Origin of the sequence: Pedobacter heparinus DSM 2366 (assembly GCF_000023825.1) — a bacterium.
Taxonomy (GTDB): Bacteria; Bacteroidota; Bacteroidia; order Sphingobacteriales; family Sphingobacteriaceae; genus Pedobacter; species Pedobacter heparinus.
This window is the reverse complement of the sequence record NC_013061.1, coordinates 4,491,493-4,515,862: the sequence shown is the minus strand read 5'-3', so window position 1 is coordinate 4,515,862 and position 24,370 is coordinate 4,491,493. Positions and strand designations below refer to the sequence as shown.

The following is a 24,370-nucleotide window of genomic DNA, read 5'->3' as shown; positions in this document are numbered from 1 at the left end:
ATATGAAACAAGCTACATTAATTTCACCGGGGAATATTGTTTTTTCTGAAGTGGGTACACCAACTGAATTAGGGGATAATGATGTTTTAATAAACATAAAAAAAATAGGTATTTGCGGCTCTGATATCCATGCTTATAAAGGGAAGCACCCTTTTACACCTTTTCCTGTAATCCAGGGGCATGAATACAGCGGAGAGGTAGTTGCGATAGGGGCAGAGGTGCGATCTGTTAAGATTGGTGATAAGGTGACAGGCAGGCCTCAGCTGACTTGCGGTACATGCGGGCCTTGTTGTGCCGGATTGTACAACGTATGCGCTAATCTGAAAGTTGAAGGTTTTCAGGCACCGGGTACGGCGAGGGACTATTTTGTGCTGCCCGAAGACAGGACTTATGTTGCGCCTGATCAGGTTAGTTATGATGAAATTGCTTTGCTGGAGCCTGCAGCTGTAGCGGCGCATGCCACGGCCATGATCAGGGATATTGAAAACAAAAATATTGTGGTAACTGGTGCAGGTCCGATTGGTAACCTGATTGCGCAGTTTGCAAAAATCCGTGGTGCCAAACGCGTGATTGTTACAGATTTCAATGATTTTCGTTTAAACCAGTTAAAGCAAACCGGTATCGGCGATCTGATAAATCTGAGTGTTGAAACATTTGAAGAAGGAATTGACCGCATACTAAAAGGAGAAAGCTTCCAGGTAGGAATAGAAGCCGTAGGTGTGGAGCCGGCACTATATAACCTGATCAACAATATAGAAAAAGCTGGACAGGTACTTATTGTTGGTGTTTACGAAGAATTTCCGAGGTTAAACATGGGCTTTGTTGGTGAGCATGAACTTTCTATCCAGGGTTCTATGATGTATAAGCACGAAGATTATCTGCAGGCGCTGAATTTTGTGGTGTCGGGACAACTCGTGTTGAAAACCCTGATTACGCACCGGTTTGATTTTCAGGATTATAATGAAGCTTATGCATTTATTGAGAAGAATGCATCACAAACTATAAAAGTATTAATTGACGTAAATTAGAGATATGATGATAAAGACCGGTAAATCCAGCATAGGATGGGTACTTGTAGAGGCCTTGACAGCCATATTTATTTTTATGAGTGGTAGCCCCCAGGCGCATGCCCAAAAGGCGGAAGTTAAACTGTTTGCACATCGTGGCGGTGTTATGGAGTACGATGAAAATACCATTCAGGCTTTTCAGGAAACGTATAACAGGGGCTTGCGTGGCTACGAGATCGACGTAAGAAGAACGAAGGACGGGCAACTGGTGATCTTCCATGATGAAACTTTGGACAGGATCGTGGGCCTTTCAACAGGAATAGAAAAGCAAACGCTAAAAGAGTTGAAAAGCCTGAAGACGAAAAAGGGAAATGTCATCCCCACATTGGATGAAGTATTGGCGTTTTTTAATGATAAACCGGGCCTATATGTAGAGTTTGAAATGAAGACCAACAAACCTGCCTACGATGAAAATAAGCTTGTAAAATATTGTGATGAATTGTATAATAAGGTCCATGCCTCAAAACCTGCCAGGTCCACTTATGTGCTGACTTCTTTTGACAAAAGACCGTTAAGCTATTTGAAAAAGACTTACCCTTCAGTCGATCTTTTGTTCATTAAAGCAGAAGCATTAAATCAAAGTGTTTTGGACGAAGCTACAGCAATGGGAATTAAACGACTTGGATGCAGGGTAGATAAAACGACGAAGGAGATGGTTCAGCAGGCTAAAAAACAAGGCTTTTCAGTGAGCCTTTGGCCAGGTAAGTCTGTTGATGATTTTTTATTGGGACTTGCGCTGGGGGGTGATTATCTGTGTTCAGATGTTCCTGTGGCGATTACCGAATGGGCGAAAGCAAACGGTTCCTGGATTACATTGAAATAAAAATTTATATAACTATTATTTGATTAAGATATGATGAAATTCGGGTATAAAGTATGGTCCACTTTAGGCTTATCTCTGTTTCTTGTTGTAGGGTGTTTGCCTAAAGAAGATAGATTAAACAACAAAAAAAAGGAAGGAAAGGAGGTGGTTAAAGGCTATACTTCTAAAAAGGATCTCTCGGCAGTAAAAGTGGGTTACAGCGGTCCCTCGATGGTTGCCCCCTATTATGTGGCATTGGAAGATGTAGTGAAGCGAAGTGTGCAGCGATATGGAATGCAATATTATACGGCCGATGGGCAGGAAGATGTAGCTAAGCAGGTTGCTGCTATAGAAGACCTGTTGTCTAAAGGCATACAGGTGCTGGTGCTAAACCCGCTGGACCCAAAGGCTGTGGTGCCGGTTGTAAACAGGGCAATTGCTGAAGGGGTGGTCGTGTTTATTGTAGATTCAATGATTGATGAAAAAGCCGCTTATACCTCATCAGTTGTGGCTAATAATACTTTAAATGGGGAGTTGCTGGGGCTTTGGCTGGCAGAGACAAAGAACGAGGCCTTAAAGATCGCGATCATTAGTGGTAACCAGGGCAATCCCGTGGGACGAGAAAAAAGACTCGGCTTTGTGAGAGGCCTGGCAGACGGACAATTGCGTCAAAATGCGAAAACCAATTTCGATATCGTAGCACAGGGCTGGGGTGGCTGGAACAACAACGGGGGACTTAAAGCTATGGAAGATATCCTGGCCGCACACCCCTATGTAAATGTTTTACTGGCAGAAAACGATGCGATGGCCCTGGGTGCCTACAAAATTATTAAGCAGATGGGCAAAGAAAACCAGATCACTATTTTAGGATTCGACGGGCAGAAAGAAGCTTTTGATATGCTCAAAACCGGAAAATTTGAAGCGACTGCACAAAACAGCCCGAAAATATTGGGGGAGACGATCATAGAACTCGTTGCCCGGCATCTTAACGGCGAAAAGGTAAATAAACTGAATTATACCCCTTCCGTATTGATCAGCAAAAAGAATGTGGATGAATATTACGATGCTAAGGCCTTATTTTAACTTAACCTATGCTACAACTAAAAAATATCAGAAAATCGTTTGGAGGCGTTCATGCACTCAAGGGAGTGGAGCTCTGTGTTAAAGATGGAGAAATTCATGCTTTATTGGGCGAAAATGGCGCTGGGAAGTCGACCTTAATGAAGATCATTTCGGGTGCGCATATTGCTGATGAGGGAGAGATTTTTTTCAATGATAGTAAAATCAAGCATAATTCCCCTCATGTAGCCCAGCAACACGGGATCAGTATCATTTACCAGGAGTTTTCCCTGGTTCCTGATCTTTCCGTTACCGAAAATCTTTTTTTAAGCAGGTTTGCAAAATCCTCCTGGATAAATTGGGAGCGTATGCATAAAGAAGCGGCATCACTGATCAACAGTTTAGGTTTCGATATGGATGTGAAATCTATTGTCAGAACGCTGACGGTTGCACAGCAGCAAATTGTGGAAATTGCAAAAGCATTATCTCAAAATGTTAAATTACTAATACTGGACGAGCCTTCCTCTGTGTTGGGGCCTAAGGAGGTGAAAAGATTGTTTGAGATGCTGAAAGGTTTGAAAGCCAAAGGTGTATCTATAATTTATATATCCCATCATTTAGAAGAACTACTGGTGCTTACCGATAAGATCACTGTGCTTAAAGATGGAAAAACCATAGAAACAGTGGAGACGGATACCGTTGACAAAGATCGGCTGGTATCCCTCATGGTGGGAAGAGAACTGGGGCAGATGTATCCGCAAAAAAATAAGGCTATTGATCAGCAAAGTAAGGTCGAGATCAAAAGCTTGTCTACCAGGTTCACAAAAGAACCTTTGAGTTTTGATATCCATAGAGGAGAAATTGTAGGGATAGGCGGACTTGTAGGGTCGGGCCGTACAGAAGTACTGGAGTCTTTATTTGGATCGGACCGGATCCATGCCAATGAGATTTTATTTGGTGGGAGGGTATGGAGTTTCAAAAGACCAGAGCAGGCCATCCGTCAGGGATGGGGAATGCTTCCTGAAGACCGTAAAAAAAGCGGAGGTGTCTTGGATTTGAGTATCAAACAAAATATTTCGCTGGCCAACTTAGGTAAGATTGCCAACTCCTGGGGATTTATCAATGAAACGAAGGAAAATGAAATAGTGGGAAGGTTGATCAAAAAACTCAGGATTAAAGTTGGCGACGCAACACATGCTTTGTCTACTCTGAGTGGGGGAAATCAGCAGAAAGTTATTCTGGGCAAATGGCTCAATCTGGATTTAAAGGTATTGTTGATTGATGAACCTACCCGGGGTGTTGATGTAGGCGCGAGATCTGAAATATACCATATCATCCAAAAGTTAGCCGATGATGGGGTTTTTGTGCTGATGGTCTCCTCTGATATGGATGAATTGATGGGCCTTTCTGATCGGATCCTTGTATTTAAAAATGGTACGCTACAGGGAGAAGTTTTACGTCCGGATTTTAGTGAAGAAGCAGTTTTAAGAATGGCTATTGGTGCCAAATAACCGTTAGATTATGAAAAAAGAACTTTTAAAAAACAATACCTTAATTATATTTTTAATATTACTTGTCGTATCAAGTCTGGTCTCCAACTCCTTTCTTACCGGTAATAACCTGTCCAACCTCTTGCGACAGGTGGCACCCATCGGTCTGATCAGTATCGGCATGTTCCTGGTAATACTTACCGGTGGAATCGACTTATCTGTAGGGTCTATTGTTGCAACCATCGGTGTGGTATTTGCCCTATTGTCTTATGAAGTCTATTTCCCGGTGGCCTTGACGATCTCTCTTGCACTTGGCATTGGCATAGGGCTGCTTTCTGGTTACCTCGTTGCCTACCGGAAGATCGCACCCTTTATCGCTACGCTGGCGATGATGACTATTGTTCGTGGTGCAGGTTTTCTGTTTTCAAAAGGTGCACCCATTAGTGTTGGGCCACATTCCTCAGCCATATTGACTTTAGGCACAGGGGCTTTTTTAGGTATACCGTATTCTGCATGGATCCTGATGATCGTGTTTGCTGCGGTATATATGGTTGTGCGTTATCATGTTTTCGGGCGGAAAATTTTTGCTGTTGGCTCTAACGAAGAAGCCGTGCGTTTGTCGGGGATATCAGTTGAAAGCGTGAAGTTTTCAGTGTATGTGATCGCTGCATTTTTTACCGCTATCGCTGCATTGATGATGGTTGGACGAACTGGTGTCGGGACTGCAAATATTGGCATTGGACTGGAACTGGATGCAATCGCCGCGGTAGTGATTGGTGGGGCTAGTTTATCAGGAGGAAGAGGATCTGTGCTGAATACTCTGCTTGGGGTATTGATATTGGGTATGATCGGTAACATTATGAACCTTTTAGATGTTACTTCCTATTTACAGCAACTGATCAAAGGGGTAATTATCATTTTAGCCGTAGTTTTTCAACGCAATCAAAAATAATGTATGCAGTTACTTAATAATAATTTGTCAGACCGGGTAGCCAAAGAAATTAAGGTGCCGGCAGCACTGAAAAGTTCCAGGTCCCAGATTTTACATATCGGGGTGGGTGGGTTTCACCGTTCACACCAGGTTTATGCTATTCAACAGTTGATAGATAGCAATCCTGAGAAGTTTTCTAAATGGGCAATCACCGGTGTTTGTATGATGCCCGAGGATCTCCAATTGGTAGAAAATTTGCGTAAACAGAACCAGCGCTACTGTTTAAAAATGAGCACCCCTTCGGGGACAGAAGATATCAGGGTGATGAATGCCATAGCTTCCATATTACATTCGGCAAGTGATGCGGTTAAAATTGTTAACCGGATAGCGTCAGCGGAAACTAAGGTCATCAGTTTCACAATTACGGAAGGTGGTTACAACATCGACTTTGATAAATCACGTTTTTTAATTGAAAATCCTGCCGTACAGGCTGACCTGATCAATCCTGATCAGCCGGGAACAGTTTTTGGTTTTCTTGCAAAGGGTCTGGCTTTAAGAAAGCTCCGTAATAATGGACCGATAACATTGATGTCATGTGATAACATTCAGGAAAATGGCCACATTTTAAAGCTCGCGTTGTTATCCTTTATCAGTGTTTATGATGAATCGCTTTTACCCTGGATTGCAGACAATGTTCGTTTTCCGAATAGTATGGTAGACCGGATCACACCGGTTGCTACTGAAAAAGATAAAGCAGATTTTGAACGGCAATACGGTTTGAGGGACAATTGCCTGGTCGTAAGTGAAGATTATTTCCAATGGGTACTGGAAGACAATAAGTATGGGGATTTTCCTCCCCTGGAACAGGTTGGGGTAGAGATTGTAGCCGAGGTTAAACCCTATGAAGCAATGAAATTGTCAATATTGAACGGTGGGCATACGCTGGTAGGTTTATTGGGAGATGCATTAGGCTACAATCGTATACATAACGCTGTTGTTGACGAGGCAATTTCCCGAATTTATGATATGTATGTTCAGCAGGAAGTCATCCCCACTTTAGCGGTTATTGATGGTGTGAGTTTTTATAACTATTACGAAAAAGTGAAACTGCGTTTTTCGAATGCGATGATCAATGACAGTACCGACCGGATCATTTCGGGATCATCTGATAAGGTGCCTAAATTTGTATTGCCAGTGCTTCAGGAGCAGCTCAAAAACAGCAGTCCGAAAAAAGACATAACGCTGTTGATTATTATAGCCTGGTGGGTATACCTGGAAAAAGAGTTCAATAAAAACCAAATGGCAGACGTAAAAGACCAGAAGGTAACTGAATGGCTACCCATGTTTGAAACGGCTAAAGGTAATGGAGACTGGTTTATCAGCTATAAACCTGTTTTTGGTGCACTTGCTGAGCATGTAGAACTCGTAAATCTGTACAAGGCCTATATGAAGGTCGTACAAGAAGGAGAGCTTGGTAGTTTAATAGATAAAATTTTAGAAAAATATTCATGATAGAAAATAAAAGGGTTATTTGTTTTGGAGAAGTACTGTGGGATAATCTTTTAGAAGGGAGAAGAATTGGTGGAGCACCTTTAAACGTATGTTATCACCTCTCTAAATTTGGTATTCAGAGTAAAATCATCAGCCAGATCGGTGACGATGAAAATGGCAAGGAAATCACAAAAGAATTGGATAGGTTAGGTGTAGATTATCAATATTGCTTTAAGACAAATGCTTATCCGACCTCTACTGTAGAGGTGCATGTGCTGGCCAATACAAAAGTAGAATATGATATCGTAGAAGGTGTTGCCTGGGACTATATCCCTTATACGGATGAAATGGAGGCTGTTATCAAAAACTCCGACGCATTTGTTTACGGGAGCCTGGCCGCCAGGAACATAGCCAGCAGAACGAGCTTGTTTAATTGTATCGCGAATGCGAAGTGGATAATTTTTGACATCAACCTGCGTGCGCCCTTTTACAGTAAAGAACTGATTGAGGATATGATCAGCCCTTGCCATACCCTGAAGATAAATGACGATGAGTTGGTGATTGTGGCCGAATGGCTGAATGATAATTCGCAGGAGGAAACGCAAAACATCGCAACATTGTTCAGTAAGTTCGTAGTACTGAAAGAGATTCTGCTGACCAAAGGTAGTCAGGGAGCTAGTTATTACTCCAGGGAGGAAGTTATACATGTAGATGCCATCAGGATTAATGTGAGTGATACTGTAGGAAGTGGTGATTCATTTCTTGCAGCATTTATCGCCAATAAAATGGCGGGCAACTCCTTGAATTACTGTATGAAAGAAGCTGTAGTACTGAGTGCGTTCATGGCCACGTTTCCAGGCGCCTGTCCTGCATATAATGCAGATGAAATTGTAAAATTCAAAACAAACCATCAATATGTATAAAATCAATAGAAAAAGTATAGGCTGTATTGTTGCTTTTTTGCTTTCAAGTGGTATTTCGATTGCACAGGAGCAACCGATGCATACAGTGAAACTCACTAACTTTTCGGAGTTACAGGAGTATTTTCATTATCAGGAAGGTAAACCGGTGATTATTTCCGGGCACCGGGGTGGAATGTTGCCCGGCTTTCCTGAGAATACAATCGAAGCAATGGCAAAAACACTGACCATTCTACCTTCATTTTTTGAGATCGACCCAAGGCTGACCAAAGATTCGGCATTGGTATTGATGCATGATGCAACGCTGGACCGTACGACGACTTTTAAAGGCAAAGTGTCGGACTATACTTATGCAGAATTACAAAAGGCAAGGGTTAAAGACCGCGAAGGGAAGGTGACCCCGTTTAAAATACCTACGCTGCAGGAAGCTTTGGAATGGGGAAAAGATAAGACTATTTTTAACCTGGACAATAAGGGTATCCCATGGCAAAAGTATGTAAATATGCTTAAAGACGGGCAATATCCAAATATCGTGCTAAGTGTACGGTCGATGAAGGAAGCTTTATTTTATTATGAGAAATTGGATAAGGTCATGTTATGTGTGGCTATTCAGAACCAAACTGATCTGGATGCCTTTATCGCTACAAAAATCCCATTTAACCGGATCATGGCTTATGTGGGATATACGATGGAACCGGCACATGAAAAAGTTTATACCTATTTACGTGACCGGGGGGTAATGTGCTTTATTTCTATCCCTTCAACCGCAGACAAAAAACAAACGGACTTAGAAAAAGTAAAAGCTTATTCTGAAGAACTGATCAAAAAGCCTGATATTATAGAGACAGACTACCCTGCACTTTTTATGAATGGAAAATAACGACAACAAAGGGCCTCTCGGGGCGCTTTGTTATTACCTACCCATGGATGACTCATGGATCATCAGTTCTGCTTCAAGAACGGTATTCGTATGTTTGCTGCCATCAGCAATCGCTGTCAACAATATTTCTACAGATTTTTTTCCCATTTCTACCAGTGGCTGCCTTACATAAGTCAGTGGACAATGGAACAGACTATAAGCATTGTCTTCATCAAAACAGACAACTGCAAGCTGGTCAGGAACTTGGATCTTTAATTTTTGTATATAAGAAAGCCCTTCTATAGCCAGCGTGTTAGATCCGAAAAATAATGCATCTATAGGTTCCTCTTTATTCAGTAACTCATCTATACAGGATTTAACTTCTGTTTTAATTTCTCTCTCGTCAACTGTTCTGAAATTACCTTTTGTATGCTTAATCTTATGGTTTGCAAGCGCCTCGTTATATCCACGTACACGTTCATTTAAATGAAAAAGATCAGTTTGAAAATTGATCATTCCAATGCGCTGATATCCGTTGGAAATCAAATGGCTAACCGCAGCATATGCGGCCTGGAAATTATCCAGTACGACCTGGTCTACTTCAAGTTCCGGAAAATACCGATCTATGAGTACAAATGGAATACCTTGTTTTTTTAGTAACAGCAATTGTTTTTCAGAACCTTCAGCAGGAGCAATGATAAAGCCGTCAACCTGTCTATTCAGTAATAGGTTAATCAAATCCTGGGATTTTTTATGACTTTCATCAGCACTCCCGAAAATCACGGTATACTTGCTTTTTTTTGCTTCGTCCTCAATGATCCGGGCAAGGCTTGCCGAAAAAGGATTCGATATATCTGCTACAATAAGTCCGATGGTGTTGGTTTTACTGCTTTTTAAACTTTTCGCAATCTGATTGGGCTGGTAATTAAGCTCAGTAGCCAACCGCCTTATTTTTTCAGCCGTATCTTTATTTATTCTATCCTCGTGTTGATTATTTAGCACATACGACACCAATGCAGTTGATACACCTAATTCTTGTGCAATATCCTTCATTGATACTTTTCTTTTCATTGTATATGGGTTAGAGTGTTAAATAAACTAAGTGACTAAGATATGTTATCTCCGTATAAATCTTATTAAAAAATTAATTACCATTTCTATTATAATTTGATTTTACATCAAAATGGCATTAGATGCTTAGCGGGTAATTATTAATCTAAAACAAAAAGCTAAGTGATTTTTTATTTAAATAATTTCATTATTTAAACGATTAATTATATCTTATTCTTGCCATTTAGCTTTTATGTTAACCAGGCAGATAAATTAATAGAAACAACCAGATATAAACAAGACTATGATAAAGTTTGGCGCATCAATGCTTTCATGGATTACAACATGGACCCCCGAAAATAGTATATATGCAATAGAAAAGACGGCAGACTGTGGATTCGATATTTTAGAAATCTCATTGCCTGCTTCTTTAAACCTGGATGTACAAATGGTTAAAAAGCAGCTGTCAGCACATGGCATAGAGGGCCGGTATTCATTAATTTTACCAAAAAACTGCCACCTTCCTCAATATCCTGATCAGGCATTGAGCTTATTAAATAAGGCAATAGATCTGGTTGTAGAAATGGAAGGCCGATTTTTGGGTGGGGTGCTTCATTCAGCTATCGGTGCTTTCACAGGAAGTCCATGTACGGAGGACGAACGTGCTGTTATACGGGATGTCTTTATCGCGGTTTGCCGTTATGCCGAAAAAAATGGCGTCATGCTAGGCCTGGAACCCATCAACCGTTACGAAAGTTATGTCATTACTGCTGCTCAGGAAGTGCTTGATCTGGCAATTGAGGTACAGAGCCCCGCACTTGGACTGATGCTCGACACTTTTCATATGAACATAGAGGAATCCAATTTTTATGATCCTGTGGTATTGGCCGGGAATAGATTAAAATATGTTCATATGACCGAAAGTAACCGGGGCATGTTAGGCGAGGGGAATGTACACTGGGATGATTTTTTCAGGGGATTAGCCCAGATTAATTATACCGGCGACCTAGTCCTGGAGAATTTCTCCTCTCAGGTTTCAGGAATGTCGGGGATGACTTCGTTATGGAGGCCGTCGAAATATGATGCAGCTGCATTGGCAAAAGGCAGTCTGCATTTTATGAAGCAGAAAGCCCAACAATGGGGATTAAATACCCGTTTTATTTCACACTAAATTTTTACTGTCTAACAATGCAAATCAATTTTTGGCTCATCGTTAAACGATTAAATTAAAGTTATAGCTAGTTAGATATTGGATTCTAAATTAAAGTATTGAAAGTCAGTTAGTTGTGTGTTTGCATTCCATTAGGGGCTACGGAAAACCTCGAAGTTATCCACATCGGGGCTTTTTTATTTACGGGGTTTTCTAAACCCCCGGCAGAATCATAGCGTAAGACATGGCAGCAATCAAAATAGTAATGACAATATTTATCTTGCAGCCTCCTTGTTGTATCTGCCCCTGTATTCCAAAGGCGACATACCAGTGATTTTTCTAAATACTTCACGAAAGGCCTTCACATCCGAATAGCCTACGCCATACATCACTTCATTAATTGTTTTACAACTGGTTTCCAGCGCTTTTTTTGCGGATTCAATTTTTACCCGCTGTGCATATTCAACAGGGGTATTCCCTGTAGCTTTAATAAACCTTCTGTCAAAGTTCCTGCGGCCAACCGAGAAGCTGGCTGACAAATGTTCAACAGATATTTTTTCGTCCAGTTTACTTTCGATATAAGCCTGCGCTTTCTTTACCATTTCATCCCCATGTAATTTCTGGCCGGTAAATATGGTAAATGCCGACTGGCTTTGCCTGTCTATTTCAATCTGAAATACTTTGGAACAAAAAATTGCTGTTTGCCTGTCGTAATACTTCTCTATAAGATAAATCATCAGGTTCAGAAAAGAATAAGCGCCACCATTCGTATAAATCCCGTTTTCATCAGTAATCAGCTGGTCCGTCTGTAAATTTACTTTAGGGAACATACTTCTGAAATTATCCGCTGCCGCCCAATGTGTAGAACAACTTTTTCCATCCAGCAGGCCTGAAGAGGCCAGCATAAATGCCCCTGTGCATATGCTGGCAATTTCGGCACCATCCTTATATTGCTGTTCAATCCAGTCTACCAGCAATTTGTTCCCTGTTATGGCTTTAAGATAATTATGGTTCAATGAAGGGATAATGATGAGATTGGTCTTGGTTATTGCCGAAATGTGGGTATGTGGCGTTACAGAGAATAAACCATCGTAAAAATCTACTTTTTTTGAAATGCCGGCCAACTGAATTTTGAACAATTCTTTTCTCCCGTTTTCCACCCAATATTTGTTGGCCCTCGAAAATATTTTATAAGCACCTACAATGCTGCTCAGGTTGTTTTCCCCATCCGGAACGATTATGGTAAGATGTTTCATTGAGTTTTAATTTTATGTTTTTCTGCTAACAATTTTACGGATCCGGCTCAGGCTATCCTGGTGAATGCCAAGATAGGAGGCGATATACTTTAAAGGGATTGTTCTGATCACTTCTGGTTGCTGCTCCATCAGTTTTTGGTACCGCTCTTCAGCAGTAAGGCATACGGCATCAATCTGATGGTCTTGCAGCCAGTTGAGCAGCCGGTCCATAATGGCCATTTCCAGATCTTGTGCCACGCTTAGTTGCAGTTTCATCGCTTCAACTTCTGCTTTGCCCCACTCCAGCAATGTTGCATCTGTTAGGGTCTCCAGGCCGCAGGAAGAGGGCAGCCCATTGGCGAGATATAAGAGGGTTGATACAAAATCATTGGTAGAAACCAGGCCAAGCGTATAATCTACACCCTTGTGCACCCTGAACAAACGGACAATACCCGAATTTAGGAAGTAGAATTTTGTAACAGGTTTGCCCTGTTCCATGAGGATACTATGGGCACTTACTGTTTTGTGCTTTGTAAGCGCGTGTACAAGCTTACATTCCTTATCGCTAAAAGCAAATCCCCTTTGTTTTGTAAATTGAATGAGTTTATCATAACATCCATCCTGATTTTTCATCTTTTTTACGCTTCTTTTTCTGATCTTGTTTTTGTGTAAGTGATAGCTAATCAGCTACTAATATACAACGAGGTTTTTATTTTTTTATTAAAGATATGCTTCTGTAATGAATTGCTGGGGTATTGATGTCAGGAATATGCGCAATGAAATTATTTAAAACAATACATCTTTTATTTTTATTGATGTATATTAGAATGGCTAATTAAATTATTTTATCCCATAAAAATTCTTAAGATGAAAAACACCTCTCTTTACCTCGCAATTGCGGCCCTGCCGCTTTTATTTAGCTGCAATCAAAGTAGTAACAAGGGCTCCGAATTAAAAGATAGCCTGGCAATGGCCGATACCATGACGCATAAACAATGTTATGTGGCCATCGATGGAAAAGATACTGCAGATTTGAGTATAAAAACAATGAACAGTGGGAAAGTAAAAGGTAAGCTGGTGATTAATTACGCCGAAAAAGGGAAAAACGACGGCGAGATTGCCGGGGCTTATAGCGGAGATACCTTATTTGTAGATTATACCTTTAAAATTGGTAATGAAAACAAGACCATTTATAAAAACCCACTGGCATTTTTAAGTAAAGACGGTAAACTGATCCTTGGAGTTGGTCAGATAGAGACAACCTTGGGAAGGTCTTATTTTGTAAAAGGTAAGCCCATCAGCTTCGATAAAGGCAGGTTTACATTTGCTCCTGCAGATTGTAAGGAATAATTTCAGCTGCCGTACTGTTTATTTATGATGTAATATCAATGCTGAGATCCTGCGGCTGGAGAACCTGCTTTTATACAGCACAAATGATACCGTAGCCCCGAGCCCAATCAGTCCGGCTATGCAAACCGCCATTCTGGAACCAAATGCATCTGCCGTCCAGCCAATGAGCAGGCTGCCGATGGGGATCATGCCCTGATAGGCCATTACATAATAACTGATTGCCCTGCCCCTCATTTCGGGTATGGCATGGGTTTGAATATAGGTATTGATAGAAGAGGTTTGTGCCATCATGCCCAATCCACTTAAAGTCATGAATACAAGTGCAATAGGTAGTATCCCTGAGTAGGACAGGAGTACCAGGCTTAAGCCAAATATAGCACTGGCGATGATGCTGATCCTCATCATCGGTTTGGCCGATTTTAAATTGGCCAGGTACATAGCAGCTACAACCGATCCAAGACCTGCGGCACTTTCAAACCAACTGAAGGTGCCGGCATCACCATTGAAAATGGTTTTGGCAAAAATAGGCATTAAAGTATTGAAGGGGATGACGAACAGACTGCTTATCCCGATCATGACAATCATACTGCTCAGGTCCTTATCCCCGGATATGTATTTAAAACCTTCTTCAAGTTCTGTCCATATGCTTTTCTGTCCGTGGGGCATTACAGTGATATTCAGATTCATCATCAGCAGACAGATCAGTACCGGCACATAACTTACAAAGTTGCCCACAAAGCAGAAGTCTTCGCCAAAGGTACTGAGTATCACCCCTGCAATAGCCGGGCCTACAATGCGTGCCAGATTGGCCATGGTAGAATTCAGGGCAATCGCATTAGGCAGGTCGGCTTTGTCCTCTACCATTTCTACCATAAGCGATTGTCGGCAGGTAACATCAAAAGCGTTAATAATGCCTTGAACAAGGCTTAAAAAGATAATAAAAGGAATATGATAATACTTAAAGAAAATTAAAGCAGCCAAAGCCCCCGCCTGGAGCATCGAGACCACCTGGGTGATCAGCAGGATTTTATAGCGGTTGTGTCTGTCGATCAGGCTCCCGGCATAAGGCGAAAGAAAGAGTGAGGGGATTAAGCTTACAAAACCTACCAGGCCCAACATCATGGCCGAATCGGTTAGCCTGTACACCAGCCAGCTTACCGCCGTCTTCTGCATCCAGGTTCCTATAAGGGAGATAGATTGTCCATAAAAGAAGAGCTTGAAATTGCGGTATTTTAATGATCTGAACATAGGTGTGTTTCATTAAGCAGGTGCAGCAAATTTCGGCATTACATTTAAATAGGTAAAATTGATTGTTTTAATGATATTGATTAGTTTTAACGATTGATTGTAAGCGGTTATGGAAATAAGACAGATCAACTATTTTATTAAAGCTGCCGAAATGCTGCACTTTACTGAAGCCGCGGCAGCTTGCTTTGTAACGCAATCTACCCTTTCCCAGCAAATTAAACAGCTGGAAGAGGAGCTGGGTATGTTGTTGTTCGACAGGGTGGGGAAGCATGTACGTTTAACCGAAGCAGGAAATGTTTACCTTAAGCATGCCCGTCAAATTGTGCTGGATGTAAAAAAATCAAAGCAGGCCATCCTTGAACTGAACAATCTGGTAACAGGAGATTTAAAGATTGGGGTTACTTATGCCTTTAGTTCCATGTTGCTGCCCGCCCTGGCACCTTTCTCTTCCAAATATCCCGGAATTAAAATTGTGGTTGAATATGGAACAGCCGGAGAACTGGAGCATAACCTGAAACAGGCCGAACTGGATGTGATCCTTGCTTTTCACGATCAGACGGACAACGACAATGTAAGCCTGGAAATGGAACATCTCTTTTCTTCCAGGATTTCGATGGTGGTTTCAAAAAAACACCCCCTTGCAGGCCTTAAAAAGATCTCGCTGAATGAGCTGGCCAAAGTAGAACTGATCCTGCCCAGCAAGGGCTTTAGTTCCAGAGATCTGCTCAATGAACTGTTCAGGAAAAGAAAACTCAGCCCGCTGATCAAAATTGAAATGAATGATGTACACTCCCTGCTTTCCATGGTAGATGAAGGGAACTGGGCTACCATCATCAATGAAAAGGCCATCCTTACCTGGGAAAATCTGATCGCCATCCCCATCTCCGGCAAGGAATATTATAAACAAGCCTTTATCTTATGGCAAAAAGGAATATACAGAAAAAAATCAGCCACCCTTTTTGTCGATGAGCTGATTAAAACCTTATTGGGCTAGTTTCAATGGCAATTTTCCCCATTCATCGTTAAAATAAACTACATCTTCTATTGCCACATCTGATGAATTTTTAAGTTTAATAACGGTAGCATTGTCTTTAGCCCTTACCAGTTTTAATGCAGAGAACCTGGCACCCAGTACATCGTCTAAAAATATCCCATACCTGCTGTCGCGTTTTTCATAATTGAAAGTGCTGTTTTTTACGGTAAGTCCGCTCACATGCCTTGCCCAGATGCCATAAGAAGGCTGAACTTTAAGGTTGGCCACATTGTATTGCCCAACACCAAGTTCGGGTGCCAGATTGGCCGTGTCGGCAGCTGCATTACCTCCTTTAACCAATACATGGACATCGTTAAATACAATGTTTTTGATATAACCGGTATGCAGCCCATTTGGAAGTTTAAAATTAAGACCTCCCGTTACAGTTTCCGGATCAGGTAATTTATAACCGGCAACAATAGGAGTTGCTTTTTCCTGTTTGCCATCATAGGCTTTCCAACGGCCATTTTTCCCGCCGTATGAACTACCGCTGTATACTTCTGCAATATCAATTCCATTGAGGATGATATTTTCCACTTTACCAATATTTACATTTTGAACCAGCAGCTCATCATGCTTTATCCCGTTTTCCATGAAAACATACCTGCCCACTGTGGCACCTAATATGCGCGCACGGTTAGATATCGAAATAAAAAACGGGGCTCTGGTCCGAAACATTTTAGACCTGGAATGCAGCTTTCCGGTATGTCCGCAATTTAAATGGATATCGCTGATGTGTGCCCCATCATTGGTAGAAATAGAAAAGCCAGCTTTATTTGCCCCAAGTACATAGATGTTATCAACACAGATGTCTTTAATGTCATCTGCCGTTTCAGAGCCAATCTGGAACAGGTTGCAATTGGTGTCGCCAATAATATTGCGTACTTTATAATTCCTTGCCGGCCGGGTAAAGCCCAAAGCACAGTCAGAACCTGGTTTAACGATATCATCAGAACTTACTTTGGAGTAAATATTAGTTACCGTAACGTTGTTGCAGCCCATAAAGTCATAAATGTCCCTGGCGTTAGTGGTATTGTATTTAGCAAAGTAAGTGTCGTGTACATTGATGTGGTCGGTTCCTGTAGCCAGCAGGGCAAAGTGTCCCCCGCGTTCAATTTTCAGCATGTTGTCATGGTCAAATGATTTTGAGCCATCTTTTTGAATGTAATAAGGCTCGTCTTTGCTTTCATCGTACCAAAGGTCTTCAGGATGGTATATACCACCTATTTCCAGATTGGTGCAAAGCTTAAGTGTAAACATCTTATCTGCCCTGTTATCAGGTGTATTGTTCATCACGCCATCACCATTTACCAGGTTCCCATCTCCTGTAATCAGTCCGCGTCCAATAATTTTTACATTGTCCAGGCGTTCACCAAAAAACATGGTATTTCTGAAATAGTGGTGCCCTACATCTTGTTTGGTCATGTAGTTTTCAGGATCTGCATAAGGCCCTGGTGCAGTAGGCGAAAGGCCCGATCTGTATTTTTTATCGCTAAACCAGGTCGGTTCCGGTGCGTCCGCACCTTTTATGGCCTTTATTGTTGCATCTTTATTTAAAAACAGGTATACATTACTTTTCAAATGGACGGTTCTGACATTATAGGTCCCGCTGCTAAACAACAAGGTACCGCCACCCATATCGTTTATCGTGGCAATGGCTTCATTGATAGCTTGCGTATCATCCTGTTTTCCATCGCCTTTTGCCCCAAGGCTTTTAACGTCCATTTTACCGGAATAAAATTTCAGCACATTTGAAGAACCTTTGTTCGGCCCGTCTTTCACTATCAGTTTAAAGTGATATAGTTTATTGGGCTGTAAGCCGGTAACTGTTGCAAAGCCTTTTTTTGAATCTATTTTCGCCGGTAAGGATTTCCAGTTTTTGCCATGATCCAGTGATTGCATTAAAGCCGGATTCTGGATATTGTTATTTACGCCCCAGCTAAAATTGGCAGTGGTATAGCTGTCGGCCGTTTCTTTATACTGGATGTCCTTATTCAGCACCCGTTCAAAATCTGAAACGTTACTGGTTACATTAAGTGTAGCGGTCTCAGCCCCGATACCTGCGCTGGTTAAAATTTCTGGTTTGTTGGTCGTATAACTTGCTTTGAAAGTGTATGCTCCAGCCGTTTCCAGTTTAACCCCACTGATCACGATCTTCAGATCCGGACCATTTGCCGGCCTTAAATCCAGGTTGTTAAAGCTGAGTATGGCAGCACCATTGGCCGCGGCAGTGATGTTTACGCTGCCTACTTTTGAATAGGAATAATTGCTGCCAACGCGTCCAATCGATTGTGTAGCCAGGTCTTTTAATTTAACATCACCACGCCCGATTACATTCACTGTTGTATTTTCCAATGTAGGTTGAATACCCCTGGGTAAAAAGATGCTTACAGTGGCGTTAGGCGTTCTCTGTCCGGCCGTAAAATATAAAGTCAGTTCAGCCCTTGTATTTAAGGTCATATTTTTTTGCTGCAAATTCAATTGGCCGCCAACTGCCATTGGTTTCAGGGCAATGTAATAGGTCTTGCTGCTTTTGCCATCAGCCGAACTGACCACCAGCTTGTCCCCGTTTAAGAGCTCTCCCTCGGTTTTTACCGAACCGTCCCGGGCCATAACCCTGTAGGTCTGGACAGATGCGTCTTTCGCCCTGAGCTGCTGCGGAAGCTGCTGCACCCCAATCTGGGTTGAAACCAGTCCCTTATCTTCAGGTGTGTCTACCGTAAACAGGTAAGTACTCCCGCTAATCAGTACCAGGGTATCGTTTGTAATCCTTACAACGTGTGTAGCAGTCCTGCTGATCTCTATTTCAACAGATGGGCCATCCTTTTTTGTTTTTAAAGCAAATGAAGGCACCGTGGTTAGGGTCAGTAAAATCAGTGATAAGGTTTTAAGTCTGTTCATGCTGGTTTAAAATAGTTTTTAAAAATCGGTAATAAGTAGTAAACTTTTACGACCAAGTATTAAGCTATTCTGGCTTGTTGTTTTGCATTTTTAAGCTTAATGAAAAACCATTTACATTAAAATTACATCTAGGTAAGTGTCAAAAAGCTATATTTACTTTTATTAATGAAAAAAATCCTTTCTATAGATGGCGGCGGCATAAGAGGTATCATTCCCGGAATGATCCTGGTTGCGCTGGAAGAAAAGCTGAAACGGGAGAGCAAAAATCCCGGAGCGGCAATTGTAGATTATTTTGACTTTTTTGCCGGCACCAGTACCGGTGGCATACTGACCTGTTTGCTATTGTGCCCCTCTGAGGAAAATCCAGGCAGGCCACGCTTTACAGCCAGAGAGGCGTTAGACCTGTACCTGAAGCATGGAAATGAAATTTTTAAAATGACATTTTTTAAGCGCATCAGGGCAAAACTGGGCCTTGCCGGCGAGCGGTATAACAGCATGGTATTTGAAGGGGTCTTGAAAACTTATTTTAAGGATACCAGGCTTAGTCAGCTCCTCAAACCCTGTATCATCAGCGCTTATAACATTGAGCTGCGGAAAACTCATTTCTTCCGGCAGCAAACTGCAATTTCAAGAGGTGATGCCCGCGATTTTTACTTAAAAGATGTTTGCCGGGCTACATCAGCGGCCCCTACTTATTTTAGTGTGGCCGAGATCCACTCCCTGGCGAATGTGCGTTATCCATTGCTGGATGGGGGTGTATTTGCCACTAACCCTGCCTTGAGCGGATTGATAGAAGTAACCAAGGCTTTTAACCAGACCCGTATCAATGATATTTTTTTGGTCTCGCTGGGCACCGGAAGGTCCAGAAGGTCTTATGATTATGAGCACTTTAAAAAAAGCAGTGCCATGGCCATCGTACCAGCTATTTTGGACATTATGATGAGTGGGGTAGCAGAAACCAGCGATTTCTTTTTGCAGCAGCTGTTTCATTCGGCCGGAAAAACCGAAAACTACCTGCGTATAGAGCCAGATAGCCTGGAAAGTATTAAAGAAGGACTGGACGCTGCCAGCCCTTCAAATATTGAAAAACTGGTGGCTTTGGGCGACCGTACCGTTAGCGAGAATGAAGGTCGTTTAACCGTATTGGCCAGGTTATTGATAGAGGAACAAAAGCACGGCGCCAATACCAAGCCCTGGGATTTCTTAAAAGCAGTAAGGTCGTTCGGGTCCTTTTAGGAGCTGAACTTTATTTATAGCATGCTTTTTGTTTTTACCTCTGGGTAATCGATTTAAGCTATATCTGGAAATGAATAAGATACCCCGTAAAAGTTTTATCAAAGCCATAAAAGGAAAGATCATTATTGCTTTGCTTTTGGGTTGTTTTGCCTTATTTATGGCCTGGGGTGTAAGTAAAGTAGCTTTCAAAGAGATGCTGACCACTGTAGAGAATATCTCTGCACCAAGTGAAAGATTAAGAATAGTAAATGCCATTTCAAGAAAAATAAGCAGTCTGGATCAGCTGCAAAAAAAACAGGCATTTAATGATCCCGGAAATTACAGCCAGCTTTTTAAAGAATCGCGGCAGCTTAGGCTGGTATTGGATACGCTTGCCGCTTTATACGAAAATGATGCCATCCAGCTCACACGTATTTTAACCATTAAAAAGTTGCTTGCCGAGCGGGACAAACAATTTATCAATTACCTTAAGGTAAGGGAACGGCTGGTCAACAATAAATCTTTCTCTGCACAGGTTAAAAACCTAAGTGCCTTGGTCTCAAAAAGCGCTGAACAGGCCGATAGCACCATTTTGGCCACTGAAGAAAAAACTTCCACCACCACGATCTATCCAACCGAAGAAAAGCCCAAAGGCTTCTTCAATAAAATATTTGGCAGAAAAAAAACGAATGAACAGGACAATTCCTTTAAGATTGTTAATGAAGAAAAGATTAAAAGGGATACCATAGCCCTATCTGCCGAGGACAGGATTGTGAAAAACCTGGGTGAATCTTTAAAAGTGATTGAGCAGGAACAACGCCATAAAAATGCAAGTTTCCTAAACAGGGAAGCTATGCTTACAAATGCCAATAACCAGCTGATCAACCAGATGCTCGATGTGTTGCGTAAAGTAGAAAGCGAGGTGGTTGCCCAGATTGAAATGAATGGCATCCAGGCAAAAAATGTGGTAAATACAGGTATAAATACCATCAGTATCATTATGCTCGTGTTTTTTCTGCTCACTGTGCTGCTGCTGTATTTCATTTTAACAGATATTACGCGGAGCAATAAGTACCGGGCCGAACTGGAACTGGCAAAAGACGAAGCGGAATACCATGGCATGGCCAAACAAAGGTTCCTGTCCAACATGAGCCACGAGATCCGAACACCATTGCAATCCATTATTGGTTATTCAGAATTGATCAGACAGCAAAAAAATCCGCAACGTAAAGACATCGATGCCATTTATCATTCATCCGAGCATTTACTGCAAATCGTAAACGAAGTGCTGGATTACAACAGGATCATTTCAGGCAGGTTTACTTTTTCTGAAAAAGTATTTGATATTGAAGCCCTTTTGGCCGAAGTGGTTTCGGTAATGCAGCCACAGGCTGAGCGTAAATCGCTAAAATTGGTTACAGATTTTGTCCTTTCCGGTCAGAAATATGTAGAAGGTGATCCATTTCGTTTAAAGCAGATTTTGTATAACCTGCTGGGCAATGCTATAAAATTTACTGCCGAAGGGGAGGTAAGCCTATCGGCTTTCTATAAAAGACAGGGCGAACGGCTCCACTTTACTTTTATGGTAAAGGATACCGGGATTGGCCTTAACGAAGAGGAAACTAAACTTATCTTTAATGAGTTTGAACAGGTAAATTCAATAGAAAATGAAGAGGCCAGCAAAGCAGGGGCCGGGCTTGGCTTAACCATCATTAAAGCGCTGATTGAAAATCAGGGTGGGCGGATCTATGTAAAGAGCAGGAAAGGTGAAGGAAGTATTTTCACAGTATATCTGACCTTTAAGGTAGCACAGGAACCAGCATACGAAAATACAAAGGTTTTAACACCAGCCTTTAATGGAAAGGTCAGGATTGTAGATGATGACCAGCTGATCCTTGACCTCTGTGAAATCATCTGCAAAAAGCATGGTATTGATGTTGAACTTTTTAATTCCCCCTCTCAGTTGTTAAACTCGGCATGGGATAGCTCAGTAAAGCTTGTCCTGATGGATATGCGCATGCCGGAGATGAACGGTGTTGCACTTTGTAAATTGCTGAGAGAAAAGCTGGGAGATAAAGTGAAGATCTATGCAGTTACCGCTCAGGTATTGCCTGACGAACTGGAAAATCTTTTAAGCAATGGTTTTGATGGCCTGCTCATGAAGCCTTTTAAAGCGCATGAACTTTTAGCTGTACTGAACGAAGAAGCCGGAGCGGTTATCCAGGCGGATGAGATTGACCTCGACCTGCGCGGCCTGAAAAAAATGACCTTTGACGATGAAGAACAATTGAACAGGATCCTTTTAAGGTTTTCTGACGATTGTATTGATGATAGTGATGAGATCAGGCAGGCTTTAACAGCAGATGACCAGCCCAAATTAAGTTTGCTTGTACACCGGCTTGCAGGAAGGATAGCACAGATCGGATCCAAAAAACTGGCCGCTGAATTCAGGCGGATGGAGATAGAATTATCTGGTAGTGAAAAGCCCGACATCCATAAGAAGAACAGGATCCTGGCACTTTTACAGCAGTTGAATCAACTTTTACATCTGGTTAAGCAACGTGCCTGATTATTCAATGCCATAACGTTCCATTTTACTGTACAAGGTTTTACGGTCAATATTGAGGAGTTTTGCCGCTTTAGATTTGTTGTACTTTACTTTAACCAGGGTTTCCGTAATCAATGCTTTTTCGTTTAACTCGTTAATCACTTTAAGGTCCGAAGTACTTGGCCGGGGAGAATGGTTTATAGAAATGATCATTTCTTCTGGAAGAGCATCAACTTCTGCAGTTTCTCCAGGTGTAAGCAGCACCATTCGCTTGATCACATTTTTGAGCTCACGAAGGTTTCCCGGCCAGTCGTACCGGAGCAACAGCTCTTTGGCCTGAGGAGATATGCTTTGTACGTTCCTGTCCAATTCCGAATTGGAAAGTTTGATGAAGTGGCTGATAAAAAGCTCAATGTCTTTACCCCTGTCCCTCAGAGCCGGTAACTGTATCTTAAATTCATTAAGCCGGTGGTAAAGGTCTTCTCTGAACAGACCATTGGCAACACTGGTTTTAAGATCATCGTTTGTGGCCGTAATGATCCGCACGTCTACTTTAATGGTCTTGGTACTGCCCAGCGGCTGTATAATTCTTTCCTGCAGGGCGCGCAACATTTTAACCTGTACTTCATAACTTAAGTTCCCAACCTCATCCAGAAACAGCGTACCACTGTTTGCAGCTTCAAACTGCCCTTTTTTATCATTTAAAGCACCTGTAAAAGCACCTTTGGTATGGCCAAATAATTCACTGGCAGCCAGGTCTTTTGACAGGGCACCACAGTCTATAGCCACAAAAGGTTTATCCCTGCGCTTACTTTGCGCATGTAGGGCACGCGCAGCATACTCCTTACCCGTGCCGCTTTCACCCTGTATAATTACAGACATGTCGGTAGGGGCCACCAGGTTAATGTGCTCATAAAGTTTATCGGCAATAGCACTTTTACCTTTTATAGCATCTGCATGTTCAACAGCGCTATTGCGGCTGTTTTCCTTCTTGCCCAGGGCATTTTTAATGATCATCATCAACTCATCCGGATTAACGGGTTTTGTGATGTAATCAAAAGCACCAAGCTGTATAGATTTTACGGCTGTTCTGACATCGTTAAAGCTGGTCATGATAATAACCGGTTGTAACAACCCTTTTTCCAGAACGTGCGAAAGAATATCCAATCCCGTTCCATCAGGTAAACGGTAATCAATCAACAACAGGTCAAAGCTTTGTTCGTCTGTTATTTTAAAAGCTTTTTTTACATTGTTTACCACCTGGGGTTCGTGGCCCTGTTTTGTAAAAAAACCTTCCAATACCTGAGAAAAAGTAGAGTCGTCTTCAATGATCAGTATTTTTGCCATAGGGATTTTCGCTGTAGATATAGCAAAAATACAAAAGCCGGACGAAATCCGGCTTTTGTTAGGTGTTAAATTGTTTATTATTTTAGGATATAGGGCTATTCAATGACTACACCGTCTTTACCAATTTTTAGAGATGCAGTTTCTTCCTGTTTTTTTACATCAACCTGATAGTACTCAGATTTATCTGCTTTAGTAACTAAAAATGCAGCTGTTGGAATCCATTCTTTATATTTGTCTGATGCCAAGGTAGTTTTTACAGCATCTGGCAGGTCTTTGGTTTCAACTGGTGTTTTGGTTACGCTATCCTGATGGGCAGTAATTGTAACCGGTGTCTTAATGTCATTCGCTTTTACTGTTGTTAATCCTGCAAAGGCAAGGATGGCTGCTGATAAAATGATCTTTTTCATAATTATAATTTTTAAATTCTTGTGCTGATTAATTACAATGATATAGCGCATAATGATGCCAAAACTTGTATTTTGATGTTCTGTGGCCCTTAAAGGGTTTTTTTTACGTTTTGGGCTTTTAACAGGTGTAGACTTTCTCCACAATTTGTAGCGCAATTGTTCAGTTGAACATTAAACAAGAGCTTAGGACGAATAAACCGCTGGTTCCGGCGGTCCTATACTAAACGGCAGTTTAATTTTGTCAATGAGCTGGAAAAATTTTGCGCT

At 41.7% G+C, this 24,370-nt stretch carries 20 protein-coding genes; 13 read left to right on the top strand and 7 right to left on the bottom strand.

The annotated features are described in order from the left end of the window. The first annotated feature begins 2 nt into the window (after positions 1-2). Genes PHEP_RS18800 through PHEP_RS18765 form a run of 8 tightly spaced genes read left to right on the top strand, consistent with a single transcriptional unit; the run spans position 3 to position 8,640 of the window. Complete coding sequence (locus PHEP_RS18800; protein ID WP_015809569.1) at positions 3-1,028, top strand: zinc-dependent alcohol dehydrogenase; 1,026 nt, start codon at positions 3-5, stop codon at positions 1,026-1,028. A gap of 4 nt (positions 1,029-1,032) precedes the next feature. Next, the gene (locus PHEP_RS18795; protein WP_015809568.1) at positions 1,033-1,890 is read left to right on the top strand and encodes a glycerophosphodiester phosphodiesterase; all 858 of its coding nucleotides are present in this window, start codon (positions 1,033-1,035) and stop codon (positions 1,888-1,890) included. Positions 1,891-1,920: 30 nt separating this feature from the next. Next, on the top strand, positions 1,921-2,952 hold the full coding sequence (locus PHEP_RS18790) for a substrate-binding domain-containing protein (protein WP_015809567.1): 1,032 nt from the start codon (positions 1,921-1,923) through the stop codon (positions 2,950-2,952). Positions 2,953-2,960: 8 nt separating this feature from the next. Continuing rightward, the gene (locus PHEP_RS18785; protein ID WP_015809566.1) at positions 2,961-4,439 is read left to right on the top strand and encodes a sugar ABC transporter ATP-binding protein; all 1,479 of its coding nucleotides are present in this window, start codon (positions 2,961-2,963) and stop codon (positions 4,437-4,439) included. A 10-nt stretch (positions 4,440-4,449) separates the two neighbouring features. Beyond that, on the top strand, positions 4,450-5,370 hold the full coding sequence (locus tag PHEP_RS18780; protein WP_015809565.1) for an ABC transporter permease: 921 nt from the start codon (positions 4,450-4,452) through the stop codon (positions 5,368-5,370). Positions 5,371-5,373: 3 nt separating this feature from the next. Next, entirely contained in the window at positions 5,374-6,861 is a 1,488-nt protein-coding gene (locus tag PHEP_RS18775; protein ID WP_015809564.1) for a mannitol dehydrogenase family protein, read from the top strand. Continuing rightward, the gene (locus PHEP_RS18770) at positions 6,858-7,763 is read left to right on the top strand and encodes a carbohydrate kinase family protein (protein WP_015809563.1); all 906 of its coding nucleotides are present in this window, start codon (positions 6,858-6,860) and stop codon (positions 7,761-7,763) included. The genes PHEP_RS18775 and PHEP_RS18770 overlap by 4 nt, the downstream gene beginning before the upstream one ends. Further along, a complete protein-coding gene (locus PHEP_RS18765) occupies positions 7,756-8,640 on the top strand; it encodes a glycerophosphodiester phosphodiesterase family protein (protein WP_015809562.1) in 885 nt (294 codons plus the stop codon). The genes PHEP_RS18770 and PHEP_RS18765 overlap by 8 nt, the downstream gene beginning before the upstream one ends. A gap of 33 nt (positions 8,641-8,673) precedes the next feature. On the opposite strand, the gene PHEP_RS18760 is transcribed toward PHEP_RS18765, so the two are convergent. Further along, positions 8,674-9,690, bottom strand: a complete 1,017-nt coding sequence (locus PHEP_RS18760) for a LacI family DNA-binding transcriptional regulator (protein ID WP_015809561.1) — start codon at positions 9,688-9,690, stop codon at positions 8,674-8,676. A gap of 283 nt (positions 9,691-9,973) precedes the next feature. Here PHEP_RS18760 and PHEP_RS18755 point away from each other — a divergent pair, with 283 nt between their 5' ends. Continuing rightward, a complete protein-coding gene (locus PHEP_RS18755; RefSeq protein ID WP_015809560.1) occupies positions 9,974-10,840 on the top strand; it encodes a sugar phosphate isomerase/epimerase family protein in 867 nt (288 codons plus the stop codon). Positions 10,841-11,094: 254 nt separating this feature from the next. On the opposite strand, the gene PHEP_RS18750 is transcribed toward PHEP_RS18755, so the two are convergent. Together PHEP_RS18750 and PHEP_RS18745 are read right to left on the bottom strand one after the other, a co-directional pair. Further along, positions 11,095-12,075: a GlxA family transcriptional regulator gene (locus PHEP_RS18750; protein WP_015809559.1), complete on the bottom strand. Its 981-nt coding sequence runs from the start codon at positions 12,073-12,075 to the stop codon at positions 11,095-11,097. A gap of 12 nt (positions 12,076-12,087) precedes the next feature. Then, on the bottom strand, positions 12,088-12,687 hold the full coding sequence (locus PHEP_RS18745) for a Crp/Fnr family transcriptional regulator (protein WP_015809558.1): 600 nt from the start codon (positions 12,685-12,687) through the stop codon (positions 12,088-12,090). A 234-nt stretch (positions 12,688-12,921) separates the two neighbouring features. Between PHEP_RS18745 and PHEP_RS18740 the strand changes: the two genes are divergently transcribed. Next, on the top strand, positions 12,922-13,404 hold the full coding sequence (locus PHEP_RS18740; RefSeq protein ID WP_015809557.1) for a hypothetical protein: 483 nt from the start codon (positions 12,922-12,924) through the stop codon (positions 13,402-13,404). Positions 13,405-13,422: 18 nt separating this feature from the next. Here the strand turns inward: PHEP_RS18740 and PHEP_RS18735 are convergent, their stop codons facing one another. Next, the gene (locus PHEP_RS18735) at positions 13,423-14,652 is read right to left on the bottom strand and encodes an MFS transporter (protein ID WP_015809556.1); all 1,230 of its coding nucleotides are present in this window, start codon (positions 14,650-14,652) and stop codon (positions 13,423-13,425) included. A 109-nt stretch (positions 14,653-14,761) separates the two neighbouring features. Here PHEP_RS18735 and PHEP_RS18730 point away from each other — a divergent pair, with 109 nt between their 5' ends. Next, positions 14,762-15,646, top strand: a complete 885-nt coding sequence (locus tag PHEP_RS18730; protein WP_015809555.1) for a LysR substrate-binding domain-containing protein — start codon at positions 14,762-14,764, stop codon at positions 15,644-15,646. Here the strand turns inward: PHEP_RS18730 and PHEP_RS18725 are convergent. Then, positions 15,635-18,586 carry a glycosyl hydrolase family 28-related protein gene (locus PHEP_RS18725; RefSeq protein WP_015809554.1) on the bottom strand — a complete coding sequence of 984 codons (2,952 nt, stop codon included), beginning with the start codon at positions 18,584-18,586 and terminating at the stop codon, positions 15,635-15,637. The genes PHEP_RS18730 and PHEP_RS18725 overlap by 12 nt on opposite strands. Before the next feature lie 165 nt (positions 18,587-18,751). On the opposite strand from PHEP_RS18725, the gene PHEP_RS18720 reads away from it, so the two are divergent. Together PHEP_RS18720 and PHEP_RS18715 are read left to right on the top strand one after the other, a co-directional pair. Further along, positions 18,752-19,822 carry a patatin-like phospholipase family protein gene (locus PHEP_RS18720; RefSeq protein WP_015809553.1) on the top strand — a complete coding sequence of 357 codons (1,071 nt, stop codon included), beginning with the start codon at positions 18,752-18,754 and terminating at the stop codon, positions 19,820-19,822. A gap of 70 nt (positions 19,823-19,892) precedes the next feature. After that, entirely contained in the window at positions 19,893-22,370 is a 2,478-nt protein-coding gene (locus tag PHEP_RS18715) for an ATP-binding protein (protein ID WP_015809552.1), read from the top strand. Here the strand turns inward: PHEP_RS18715 and PHEP_RS18710 are convergent, their stop codons facing one another. Together PHEP_RS18710 and PHEP_RS18705 are read right to left on the bottom strand one after the other, a co-directional pair. After that, complete coding sequence (locus PHEP_RS18710; RefSeq protein WP_015809551.1) at positions 22,371-23,696, bottom strand: sigma-54-dependent transcriptional regulator; 1,326 nt, start codon at positions 23,694-23,696, stop codon at positions 22,371-22,373. 95 nt (positions 23,697-23,791) lie between these two features. Next, positions 23,792-24,103, bottom strand: coding sequence for a hypothetical protein (locus PHEP_RS18705; RefSeq protein ID WP_036675245.1), 312 nt, complete (start codon positions 24,101-24,103; stop codon positions 23,792-23,794). Positions 24,104-24,370: the final 267 nt, after the last annotated feature.

Excerpts from the sequence above, each read along its gene's own strand:
- PHEP_RS18795 (WP_015809568.1), top strand. The coding sequence starts at position 1,033 with ATGATGATAAAGACCGGTAAATCCAGCATAGGATGGGTACTTGTAGAG.
- PHEP_RS18730 (WP_015809555.1), top strand. The coding sequence starts at position 14,762 with ATGGAAATAAGACAGATCAACTATTTTATTAAAGCTGCCGAAATGCTG.
- PHEP_RS18800 (WP_015809569.1), top strand. The coding sequence starts at position 3 with ATGAAACAAGCTACATTAATTTCACCGGGGAATATTGTTTTTTCTGAA.
- PHEP_RS18770 (WP_015809563.1), top strand. The coding sequence starts at position 6,858 with ATGATAGAAAATAAAAGGGTTATTTGTTTTGGAGAAGTACTGTGGGAT.
- PHEP_RS18765 (WP_015809562.1), top strand. The coding sequence starts at position 7,756 with ATGTATAAAATCAATAGAAAAAGTATAGGCTGTATTGTTGCTTTTTTG.
- PHEP_RS18775 (WP_015809564.1), top strand. The coding sequence starts at position 5,374 with ATGCAGTTACTTAATAATAATTTGTCAGACCGGGTAGCCAAAGAAATT.
- PHEP_RS18740 (WP_015809557.1), top strand. The coding sequence starts at position 12,922 with ATGAAAAACACCTCTCTTTACCTCGCAATTGCGGCCCTGCCGCTTTTA.
- PHEP_RS18780 (WP_015809565.1), top strand. The coding sequence starts at position 4,450 with ATGAAAAAAGAACTTTTAAAAAACAATACCTTAATTATATTTTTAATA.
- PHEP_RS18745 (WP_015809558.1), bottom strand. The coding sequence starts at position 12,687 with ATGAAAAATCAGGATGGATGTTATGATAAACTCATTCAATTTACAAAA.
- PHEP_RS18720 (WP_015809553.1), top strand. The coding sequence starts at position 18,752 with ATGAAAAAAATCCTTTCTATAGATGGCGGCGGCATAAGAGGTATCATT.
- PHEP_RS18760 (WP_015809561.1), bottom strand. The coding sequence starts at position 9,690 with ATGAAAAGAAAAGTATCAATGAAGGATATTGCACAAGAATTAGGTGTA.
- PHEP_RS18710 (WP_015809551.1), bottom strand. The coding sequence starts at position 23,696 with ATGGCAAAAATACTGATCATTGAAGACGACTCTACTTTTTCTCAGGTA.
- PHEP_RS18735 (WP_015809556.1), bottom strand. The coding sequence starts at position 14,652 with ATGTTCAGATCATTAAAATACCGCAATTTCAAGCTCTTCTTTTATGGA.
- PHEP_RS18715 (WP_015809552.1), top strand. The coding sequence starts at position 19,893 with ATGAATAAGATACCCCGTAAAAGTTTTATCAAAGCCATAAAAGGAAAG.
- PHEP_RS18750 (WP_015809559.1), bottom strand. The coding sequence starts at position 12,075 with ATGAAACATCTTACCATAATCGTTCCGGATGGGGAAAACAACCTGAGC.
- PHEP_RS18705 (WP_036675245.1), bottom strand. The coding sequence starts at position 24,103 with ATGAAAAAGATCATTTTATCAGCAGCCATCCTTGCCTTTGCAGGATTA.
- PHEP_RS18725 (WP_015809554.1), bottom strand. The coding sequence starts at position 18,586 with ATGAACAGACTTAAAACCTTATCACTGATTTTACTGACCCTAACCACG.
- PHEP_RS18755 (WP_015809560.1), top strand. The coding sequence starts at position 9,974 with ATGATAAAGTTTGGCGCATCAATGCTTTCATGGATTACAACATGGACC.
- PHEP_RS18785 (WP_015809566.1), top strand. The coding sequence starts at position 2,961 with ATGCTACAACTAAAAAATATCAGAAAATCGTTTGGAGGCGTTCATGCA.
- PHEP_RS18790 (WP_015809567.1), top strand. The coding sequence starts at position 1,921 with ATGATGAAATTCGGGTATAAAGTATGGTCCACTTTAGGCTTATCTCTG.